Consider the following 259-nt stretch of genomic DNA (forward strand, 5'->3'; position numbering starts at 1 on the left):
AGGCGGCTGCTGCGAAATGGTGGTTGAGCATGCCCATGGCCTCCGTCAGCGCCGAGGGCCCAATGCCAAAAGCTCTCTCCACAAGGCGCACCTCGCCCCTGATGCCGGGCTGCAGGCACCAGGGGCGAGCCTGTCCTTTGCGCAGGGCTCGCATGACTTCGAATCCCTTGATCGTGGCATAGGCCGTGGGGATCGATTTGAAACCGCGCACCGGCTTGATCAGTATCTTGAGCTTTCCGTGATCGGCCTCGATCACGTT

General features: G+C 61.8%; 1 protein-coding gene. It reads right to left on the reverse strand.

What is annotated here, in order from left to right; genetic code table 11:
- On the reverse strand, positions 1–259 hold a 259-nt coding region (locus tag ACZ3GY_RS24335; RefSeq protein ID WP_113772605.1), incomplete at both ends, for a DDE-type integrase/transposase/recombinase.

It is taken from the genome of Pseudomonas sp. PME37.24/006 (genome assembly GCF_055556635.1).